This is a genomic window from Eubacterium ramulus (genome assembly GCF_003122485.1).
In the GTDB taxonomy this organism is placed as follows: Bacteria; Bacillota; Clostridia; order Lachnospirales; family Lachnospiraceae; genus Eubacterium_I; species Eubacterium_I ramulus_A.
The window spans coordinates 1-10,312 of record NZ_JRFU01000178.1 but is presented as its reverse complement, the minus strand read 5'-3'; the positions used below and the strand labels follow the sequence as shown (position 1 = coordinate 10,312).

Here is a 10,312-nt window from a genome sequence, read left to right as displayed (position 1 = left end):
AACTTATAATGTATTGGGGTTTTTACAGTTATTATAATAGCAAATGTGTAGACGCAAGTGTTCACAATGATTCACAAATTTTGGAAAATAAATTGTGCATAATTCATATGACTAAAAAGTAATCAGGGTAAAATTTGTTGTGAGACTGCATGATAACTGGTGAAATTGCAGTATGATAAAACCAAAATGAATTATCATAAGATCCTGGAAAGAAAGATTGTATTGGATAAAAATGTAATCTTTAGCTTAAAAACAGAATTTATAGAAAACGAAAAAGAAGATGTGAGCAAAAAGAAAGCAATGGTATTTTTCTCATTTTTATTTTATACTGTATCTTAACAGGATACATCAGATATGAGATAACTCCCACCGCTATAGGTAAGGAATAACAAGAGGATATCAGTGGAGAAATTTTAGAGATAAGAGATGTTTTCCACCTCCACGGGAGGGAAAGATTGAGAACCGGAGGAAAGATAAATGGGAAAGACAATATACATACAATGCTATGAAGGACTGAGTGCGAAAATGATGGTTGAGGCATTGTTAAATCTGATGCCGGAACAGACACAGGCGAAGGCGACAGTAGACCAGCTGCTTGCACTGAACTGCCCGGCAGAGGTAAAGGCGGCGATGATTCGCAAACTGCCAAGAAAAATCAAAGATTTTGCACTTCCAGAGGGAGCAGAGGAGTTGTTTCAGCGTGCATATGACATCTGGCTTCATGCAAAGGCAGCAGTGCAGAGAGTGAATATTGCACATGTAGAATTTCAGGAAAAAGATTATGATGAAGTGATTGCTATGCTGGCAGCGTCTATTTGTATGGAACGTCTGGAAGCAGATACGATCATTTGTCCGATCGTGTACGATGGATATGGACAAATTTATATTGATCATGAACCGGTGTCGGTACCGTTGCCGGAAACGTTATATATTCTGATGGGGGCTGAGATCGCAATGCACCGTATGGAACGCGATAGTGCATGGGTGACACCGGAAGGAGCTGCTTTTCTGGCGGCATGCCGTACTTCGGATCATCTGCCGGAGGAGTACCATGTCAGCAAGATCGGAACCGGTCGTGGTACTGCATCGGATGGAAGCAATGGCGTGCTGCGGATCATGGTGCTTGAAGACGGAAATGCAGAGAAGAGTGGAATGGCTGATTTTTCGGAAAAGGAAGCTGTAGAGAAAAATATAGAAGCTAATTTTCCGGAGAAAGAAGAGATAGAGAAGAATATAGAAGCCGATTTTCCAGAAAAAGAAGCTGAGCAGGAACATATTTTGCAAGAATCCCCAGTTTCTGAAGAAGAAAATACAGAAAGTGTTACGAAAGCACCAGAGCAAAATTCTGACTGGGACGATGACCTGGAGTTTTTAGAGGAAAGTATTATCAGTCAGGTTGCACCAGAAAAGGAACCGGATGAAATTCAGGCAGAGGAACCAAAACATGAGACAGTAGCAGAGGACATTGTCTGCACAGACACAACGACACCAAATGAAATCTGGAAACTGGAGTGTAACATTGATGATTGCGGCGGTGAAGTGCTTGGCTACACAATGGAGCGTCTGATGGAAAATGGTGCTTTGGATGCCTGCTATCTTCCGATTTATATGAAGAAGAACCGCCCGGCATATATGTTGACTGTTTTGTGCCGTCCGGAGGATCGGGAGCGTTTAGAAGACATTATTTTTGAGGAGACAACGACCATCGGCATTCGCCGTGCACTGATGCAGCGCACGATCTTACAGCGCAGAAAATCAACAGAGCAGACTTCTCTGGGTGATGTGGCGGTAAAAACCATGAAAAAGAAAAACGGCGAAGTACCGACATTGGAATATGAGAGTGTAGCGGCAATTGCCAGAGAGCAGCATCTGCCATTTCGGGAAGTATACCGCCGTCTGGAAAAAGAATTGTATTAGATCTGAGATGACTAGAGAATAAATAAGGAAACCGGCATAAGAAAGGAGAGATACGGGTATGATTTATGGGGGAATCATTGTGGCGATCTGTGCGGCAGAATTTTTTGTTCGCCGTCGGGTGAATAAAAATTTTTCAACAAATGAAAACCGGGAGGTGGGCAGACTTCCGATTCGTCTGCGCAAATACCATAACGAAGGAATGGCAAATAATACGCTGGAGAAAAAGCCACAGCTTGTCAAAGGCATCGGTATCGGTGTTGTAAGTATTCTTACGATCATGTTTCTGCTTGCAATGACATTGAAAGGAAAAAGTGCTTTAAAGGCTGGTCTGGCACTGATCCTTGGCGGTGGGCTTGCCAATTTGCTGGAACGTTTTCGGCATGGATATGTGACGGATTACGTACAGTTTAAAGTTCCGATTCCATTTTTGAAAAAATTGATTTTTAACATTGCGGATTTTTGTGTATTTATCGGAATGGCAGTGCTGATGCTGCGCGAGATCGGAAAGCAGTGTTAGCGCAGAGCGAAACTCAGATGTGAATAACAAGTATGTAGGATAATCAGATGTGATAACAAATATTTGAGATAAATAGATGTCTTACAGCTTGTATGGACACTCTGAGGAACAATAAGATGATAAGGAAAAGAAAAAATGCGGCAGTCCTTTCAGACAGGTTCTGCCGCAATACCATTTTTACGAAGAAAGACGGGAACTAAGCGATCCCATTCCTGATCCAGCGTCTTATCCAGAGAAAATTTCCGGTAGGAGATTCCTGTGGTGCAGGTCAGGGTTTCGTTTTTATAAGTGAAATGCAGATACATGCCACTGACATCTTCCGGTAAAAAGGAAGTACCTGCGCGTTCCACCGTGTTTAACTGATTTGCCGGAGAGAGAAGAAACACAAATTTAAAATAAAGAGGTTTCTTTTTGCCCTGCATCAGTTTCAGACAATGCGGACGCATCAGGGAAAATGGCACATAGGACAGATCCTGCAATTGAAGGTTTTCCGTTTCTTCAGAATCGAAATAATCTGCCTGAAGGGAACCGTCAATCGTAAAGGTTGCCGCCTGTGTAATGACTGCTTCCTGCAAAAGAAAGTGATCGCACATGCCTTCTTTTAGTAATTTGTTGATAAAGGTGCCAATATCGGTTATTTTTAATGCAATCATGCAGAATCTCCTGTTAACAAAAAATGTGGATTATGGTATCATTATCTTTTGGATTTGTAGTAATCCGGATGATACACATTGGGAATGGAAATTGTGTTGTCGTTCCTATTACAAATATTATAAAATTGAAATTAGAAAAAAGCAATCAAAATGTAATTACCGATTTAGAAAGAGCGGGTATATTTGAGTGAAAAAAATGAAAAAAACAGGATGGAAATGTTTGCCGATTTTTCTATTCCTGATGGTTTTAGTGTCTGGCTTGACCGGATGTGGGAAAAATGCTGATGAAGTGGCAGATCGTATGGAAAAAATTGTCACGGGAAACAATCCGTTGGAGGTAAAGACGGTATCACAGGATAAATATGCTTACAACACGCTGCCGGACAATACGAAACTTGTCTATGATGAGATTTTGTACGCTATCATGCACCGGGAAGAAAAGGTGCAGATCGCGACGACGGATGTCGATGAAATGGAACTGGCATATCTGGCAGTGCGCTGTGATTACTGTAACCTGTTCTGGCTGAAACAGTTTTCCTATGTGACCTATAACCGTGGCGATGAGATCACAGCAATCATGGTGACGCCGGAATACAGCATGAGCAAAGAAGAACAGAAAAAGACGCAGAAGCAGATCGATGAGGAAGCAGACCGGATGCTGGCAGATGCGCCGACGGATGGAACGGACTATGATAAGGCACTGTATGTGTTTGAAAAATTGATCACGGAAGTAGATTATGTGGATGATTCTGCTGACAACCAGAACATTATTAGTGTGTTTTTGAATCATGAAACCATTTGTCAGGGATATGCGTATGCAACGCAGTACCTGTTGGAAAAACTGGGGATTTCCTGTACAACAGTGCTTGGAAATGTCAGCGACGGACCGCATGCATGGAATCTGGCAAAGCTGGACGGGGACTACTATTATATTGATACTACATGGGGAAACTCTCAGTATCTGTCCCGTCAGGATGAACAGAAGGAAAATGTGGTATCCAAGTATATTGATTACAATTATTTTGGTGCTTCCACGGCGGATATCATGCAGTCCCATACCGCGGATGAACGGATCAGTCTGCCGGAGTGTACCGCGACCGCAGATAATTACTATGTGCACGAGGGGCGGTATATTACGGAATGGAATCCGGAAACGATCGGAGCGATTTTTGCACAGGCTTATCAGAATGGCGAAAATATGGTACAGGTGAAGTTCGCAAGTACGGATCTGTATGAGCAGGCGATGCAGTATTTTGTGGAAGAATATGGAATTGCAAAATTCTGTCCGGGATTAAGTTCCTTCCGATATATGGAAGATATAGACAGCTGTGTATTGTTTATTGTATTTTGATAAAACAGTAGAAATAGGTTTTAAAGATACTTTTTAATTTTATAAGAGTTTCCTACGTTTATTTCGTAAGATTAGTAAAAATAATGAGTCAAATGGGAATTTAGAGGAAACTGGCAGAAAGGCAAGTGTGAGATACCATGGGAAAAAAGATAAATCTGTCCCACAATCTGATGGGATGTCGACTGGACAACTGGTTACGTTTGAAAAAAAGCAACCCGATCACCGCGGAAAATAAAGCACAGGCGCGGCTGATCACGGCAGTGTCGTCGGTTCTGGCAGTTCCGGCATTTTTGGAATGGCTGGTCTTTTATGTGCCGATCAAACGGACAAAAATCAAAAAAGATCCAGTATACATTGTGGGTTACTGGCGTTCTGGAACAACATTTTTGCAAAATCTGCTGACCAGAGATCCGCAGTTTGGATGGTTTGATCCGGTTCGTACTGTGACTTTCAGCAACTGTATTTTTATGAAAGGGATTCTGGCAAAAGCACAGAAGAAGCTGCTGCAGGGCGCGCGTCCGATGGATAATCTGGAATATACGCTGGATCTTCCGATGGAGGAAGTATTTGCGCAGGCAACGATTTCTACCCAGGCGATCAGTCACATGCTGGTATTTCCGGATGGCGGAAAAGGTGTCAAATACATTGAGACTGCTTTTATTGACGAGCAGGATGAGAAAAGGCAGCAGGAATGGCGCAAGGTGTATGACTACATTTTGAAAAAAGTGACGTATCTGTACGGGGGCAAACAGCTTCTGCTGAAAAGCCCGGAAAATACATGCAGGATCGGTGCTTTGAAAAAATGTTATCCGGGAGCAAAATTTATCAATATTTACCGCAATCCGTATACCGTTGTCATGTCCACCATCAATATGTTTACCAAGGAAATGGGGCTGTTCTGCTTAAATGAGCCGGCGTCTCATCAGGTGATCGAAGATGTGACCATTGATCTGTTCGAGCGCATTTATAAAAAAGCATTCCGTGAGCTGGATGCCATGCCGCCGGAGGATCATATTGATATCAAATATGAAGATTTCTGCAAAGATCCGGAAGGATATGTCAAACAGATCTACGATCATCTTGGCATTGATGGGTTCGAGGAGGCAAAACCGTATTTTGACGCATATCTGGAAAGCCAGAAGAATTATCAGAAGAATAAATTTGAGCTGACACCGGAACTTCGGGACAAGATCAATGCAAAACTTGGCTTTTATTTTGCGCATTATGGATATGAGATGCAAAAATAGAACACTGGACCGAGTTTTTGTTCATAAAAAGACATTCTTTTCATTATTATGTATCCGGGCAATTTTTGATGCAGGCATGATCATTATCTGAATGCATATGATGAGTGAGCTGTAACATATTTTTGTGAAGAAAAATTGTGGTGCAAAATAACTTTAAGTAGTGTATACTGAACATATATCAGATGTGAGACGACTCCCGTCTCTATAGGCGGTGAGATTCTTCCTGACATGAGAAAGGAGAACTTTATTATGGAAAAAATCAGTGACAGCATGAAAAAAATCTTATTGGCAGGTATCGGTGCAGCAGCTACGACTGCTGAGAAATCAAAAGAGATTCTGGATGATCTGGTAAAAAAAGGTGAGCTGACCGTAGAGCAGGGAAAAGTCTTGAATGAAGAATTAAAGCATAATGTAAAACAGACATTCAAAAAAGATGAGCAGGATCCTGCTGATGTATTAAAAGGAATGACTCCGGAGCAGATCGAGGCATTAAAAGCTGCAATTGCAAACATGGAAGCAAAAGCTACAGAAGAAAAAGCAGAAGAGACAAAAGAGGAAGCAGCAGAAGAGTAGAAGATATCGTGATTCTAAGAAGAAACTATTAATTTTCATTGACTGGAATCAGGTGTTAAGTCTCCTGTGTGTGACTTAAAAGGAATCGTGCTTTCCAAACAAAAGGAAAAAAGGAAGGCACAATGAAAACAGATTGAAAGAAATTGAAATTATGAGTGAAAAAGATACGAATGGAACCCGATTGCGGGAAATTATATCAGTCATTCACAAACATCAAATTGCCAGGGGCGTAACTCCGGAAAAGTTACGCCTGATTCTGGAAGATCTTGGCCCAACTTATATTAAGCTGGGTCAGATTATGTCTATGCGTTCGGATATTTTCCCAAAGAAAATCTGTGATGAATTTATGCGTCTGCGTTCCGAAGTAACACCGATGCCTTTTTCGGAAGTGCAAGAGGTGATCGAACACGCTTATGGAACAGCGCTTAACGAAGTATTTGCAGACTTTGAAGAAACACCGATTGGTTCCGCTTCCATTGCTCAGGTGCATAAGGCAAAACTCAAAACCGGTGAGACAGTAGTGGTCAAGGTGCAGCGTCAGGGAATTTATGAAACCATGTCCCGGGATATTGCATTTTTGCATCGTGCCGTAAAACTGATGCCGCCGATTAATATGGCAGGTCTGGTAGATATGAATCAGGTTCTGGATGAGATGTGGGTGGTTGCACAGGAAGAAATGAATTTCCTTGCAGAAGCGGCAAACATGGAAGAATTTGCACGTTTGAATAAAGACGTGGCATTTGTGACCAGTCCAATGCTTTACCGGGAATATACGACCACACAAGTGCTTGTAATGGAGTATATTGAAGGAATTGGTGTGGACGAAAAGGACAAATTATTGGCAGCTGGCTATGATCTGGATGAGATCGGAACCAAGATGGCAGATAATTATGTAAAGCAGATCATGGAGGATGGATTTTTCCATGCAGATCCACATCCGGGCAATCTGCGTATTCGAGGTGGCAAGATCGTCTGGATTGACATGGGAATGATGGGGCGTTTTTCCCAGCGGGATCAGGCTCTGTTGACCAAGGTCATTAAAGGCGTGGCAACGCATGATGTCAGTCTGATCGTGGAAGCCGTATTATCCTTGGGAGAATTTCACGACAAACCAAATCAGAAGCTGCTGTATTCGGATATTGGTGACTGGCTTGCCAAATACGGTTCTGCAAATTTCGGCGGTCTGAATATGGGAACGCTGATGCAGGATCTGATCGATATTATGAAAGAAAACAGGGTATCAATGCCACACAGTTTGACGATGCTGGTGCGTGGTCTGACAACTATTGAGGGAGTGATCGCTGAGATTGCGCCGGACATCAATGTGGTTCAAGTTGCATCTGTACGAATGTCAGGAAATAAACTGTCTGATTTTGATCTGAAAAAGGAACTTCGCATGAGTGGAAAAGAAATCTGGCAGGCATTACAGAAAGGCATCAAGATACCATCTTATATATCAGATCTGTTACGAAGCTATATGCAGGGACAGACCAGTATCAATCTGGATCTGCACGCGACGGATGATCTGACGGTGATGCTGAATGCGCTGGTGCGGCGGTTGGTCATGGGATTTTTGATCATGGCGCTTCTGATCAGTTCCAGTATTATCTGCACCACCGATATGAAACCGAAATTACTTGGAATTCCGGCACTGGGAGCCATCGGCTATTTTCTGGCGATTCTGTTTACTGCGTCCGTGTTTATCAGTCATTTTCGGTCAAAAAAGAAAAAACGATAGAGAAAGAGGTTCATAAAGTATGGCAACAAAAGCGAAAAAACCAATAAAATCAAATATTCCCAAAATGGCAATTGTAGGTGTTTTATCTGCCATTGCGTATATTTTGATGTTTATGGAGTTCAGTGTTCCGTTGATGCCGGTGTTTATCAAGATGGATCTGTCTGATTTCCCGGCGTTGATCGGCAGTTTGGCAGTAGGTCCGGTGGGCGGCATTATTATTGCACTGATCAAAAATCTGTTACATCTGACGGTGACATCTACTGGCGGTGTCGGAGAACTTTCTAATTTTATTTTAAATGCGGTATTTATTCTGCCGGCAGGTTTATTGTATAAGAAAAAGGAATCGAAAAAGAGTGCCTGTGGCGGAGCCATTCTTGGCGCAGTCCTGATGGCGGTTGTCAGTATTGTATCCAATTATTTCGTTGTATATCCGGTATATTATAATTTCATGCCGGCAGATACGATTCTGGCAGCATATCAGGCAATTTTCCCAGGGGTAAAAAGCATCCTGCAGAGTCTGATCGTATTTAATATGCCGTTTACGTTTATTAAGGCGATGATCAGTGTGGTAATCACATTTTTGGTATATAATCATCTGGTTCCGATTCTGACGATGAATAAGCGAAGTGAGTAAGTTTGAAAAAGTACAGTTTGTCTGTGTAATAGCAGTGCAAGCTGTATTTTTTTGTTGACATAAAACTGTATCCGTATATAAAATGTATTTATGAAAACGTTTTCTTCTGTTATAAAGGGCAGAAGATTAGGAAAAGGAGAAGGAAAAAATGAGTGATTACAGATTAGATACGAAGTGTGTACAGGGAGGATATCGTCCGGGAAATGGAGAGCCGAGACAGATTCCAATCGTTCAGTCCACAACCTTCCGTTATGAGACAAGCGAGGCAATGGGTAGATTATTCGATCTGGAGGATTCCGGATATTTCTATACCCGTCTGCAGAATCCGACCAATGATCTGGTAGCAGCAAAGATCGCAGAGATGGAAGGCGGTACAGCGGCAATGCTGACATCCTCCGGACAGGCAGCAAACTTTTTTGCATTATTTAATGTATGTGAGTGCGGAAGCCATATCGTGGCATCTTCTGCCATTTACGGTGGAACTTTCAACCTGATTGAAGTAACCATGCGTAAAATGGGTATTACAGCAACATTCGTAGCACCAGATTGTACAGAAGAAGAACTCAATGCAGCATTTCAGGAGAATACAAGAGCGGTATTTGGTGAGACCATCGCAAACCCTGCACTGACCGTTCTGGATATTGAAAAATTTGCAAAAGCAGCACATGCACATGGTGTACCGCTGATCGTGGACAATACATTCCCGACACCGGTAAACTGCCGCCCATTTGAGTGGGGCGCAGACATCGTAACCCATTCTACGACAAAATACATGGATGGACATGGCGCAGCAGTAGGTGGAGCAATCGTTGATTCCGGAAACTTTGACTGGATGGCACATGCAGATAAATTCCCGGGACTCTGCACACCGGATGATTCCTATCACGGAATTACTTATGCAGAAAAATTTGGTCAGGGTGGTGCATTTATCACAAAATGTACCGCACAGTTAATGCGTGACCTTGGAAGCATCCAGTCTCCGCAGCATGCATTTTATCTGAACCTGGGTCTGGAATCCCTGCATGTTCGTATGCCGCGTCATGTAGAAAACGGACAGGCAGTAGCAGAATTTTTGGCAAATCATCCAAAGGTAGTCAACGTTACATACAGCGGACTTCCGGGCGATAAATACTATGATCTGGCACAGAAATATATGCCGAAGGGTGGATGCGGTGTCGTATCTTTCGAATTAGAAGGCGGCCGTGCAGCGGCAGAAACATTTATGAAACATCTGAAATTAGCTGCCATCGAGACACATGTGGCAGATGCAAGAACCTGCTGTTTAAATCCGGCAACTTCCACACATCGTCAGATGACAGACGAACAGCTTGAGGCGGCTGGAATCCCGGCAGGACTGGTGCGTATGTCCTGTGGACTCGAGGACAAAGAGGATCTGATCGCAGATCTGGCGCAGGCTCTGGAAGCTATTTAAGAAAACTCTTGTTTGTCGTTTAAGGAACAAATAAAAAATAACTCCAAAAGGATATGAAAAATTTTCTGTGACCACAGCATCGCTTATTTCCGTCCGCTTCCGCGAACTCACCCGCAAAACCAGCGGGTTCAGACACACTCTCGCGGACGGGCTGGATGCAGCGGTCACAACGAAAATTTTACAATTATCCTCTTGGAGTTATTTTTTATCTCAGTCTGAGTTGAGACTCCCACTTCTGCAAGTGGTGAGT

9 protein-coding genes are annotated in these 10,312 nt (G+C 42.7%); 8 read left to right on the top strand and 1 reads right to left on the bottom strand.

Annotation, left to right across the window (positions count from 1 at the left end; all coding sequences use genetic code 11):
- Positions 1-477: 477 nt before the first annotated feature.
- Positions 478-1,917 carry a LarC family nickel insertion protein gene (locus LG34_RS14540; RefSeq protein WP_146190241.1) on the top strand — a complete coding sequence of 480 codons (1,440 nt, stop codon included), beginning with the start codon at positions 478-480 and terminating at the stop codon, positions 1,915-1,917.
- A gap of 58 nt (positions 1,918-1,975) precedes the next feature.
- Positions 1,976-2,434: a signal peptidase II gene (locus tag LG34_RS14535; protein ID WP_109216702.1), complete on the top strand. Its 459-nt coding sequence runs from the start codon at positions 1,976-1,978 to the stop codon at positions 2,432-2,434.
- A 149-nt stretch (positions 2,435-2,583) separates the two neighbouring features.
- Here the strand turns inward: LG34_RS14535 and LG34_RS14530 are convergent, their stop codons facing one another.
- Complete coding sequence (locus tag LG34_RS14530; protein WP_109216701.1) at positions 2,584-3,087, bottom strand: DUF5721 family protein; 504 nt, start codon at positions 3,085-3,087, stop codon at positions 2,584-2,586.
- A 196-nt stretch (positions 3,088-3,283) separates the two neighbouring features.
- On the opposite strand from LG34_RS14530, the gene LG34_RS14525 reads away from it, so the two are divergent.
- From LG34_RS14525 to LG34_RS14500, 6 genes are all read left to right on the top strand, one after another.
- Positions 3,284-4,438: a transglutaminase domain-containing protein gene (locus LG34_RS14525; RefSeq protein ID WP_330427530.1), complete on the top strand. Its 1,155-nt coding sequence runs from the start codon at positions 3,284-3,286 to the stop codon at positions 4,436-4,438.
- A gap of 137 nt (positions 4,439-4,575) precedes the next feature.
- On the top strand, positions 4,576-5,685 hold the full coding sequence (locus LG34_RS14520) for a sulfotransferase family protein (protein WP_109216699.1): 1,110 nt from the start codon (positions 4,576-4,578) through the stop codon (positions 5,683-5,685).
- Positions 5,686-5,934: 249 nt separating this feature from the next.
- Entirely contained in the window at positions 5,935-6,258 is a 324-nt protein-coding gene (locus LG34_RS14515) for a phasin family protein (protein WP_109216698.1), read from the top strand.
- Positions 6,259-6,409: 151 nt separating this feature from the next.
- Positions 6,410-7,996, top strand: coding sequence for an ABC1 kinase family protein (locus LG34_RS14510; protein ID WP_109216704.1), 1,587 nt, complete (start codon positions 6,410-6,412; stop codon positions 7,994-7,996).
- A gap of 19 nt (positions 7,997-8,015) precedes the next feature.
- Positions 8,016-8,630: an ECF transporter S component gene (locus LG34_RS14505; protein ID WP_109216697.1), complete on the top strand. Its 615-nt coding sequence runs from the start codon at positions 8,016-8,018 to the stop codon at positions 8,628-8,630.
- A gap of 148 nt (positions 8,631-8,778) precedes the next feature.
- Positions 8,779-10,062, top strand: a complete 1,284-nt coding sequence (locus tag LG34_RS14500; protein ID WP_109216696.1) for an O-acetylhomoserine aminocarboxypropyltransferase/cysteine synthase family protein — start codon at positions 8,779-8,781, stop codon at positions 10,060-10,062.
- The last annotated feature ends 250 nt before the right edge of the window (positions 10,063-10,312 follow it).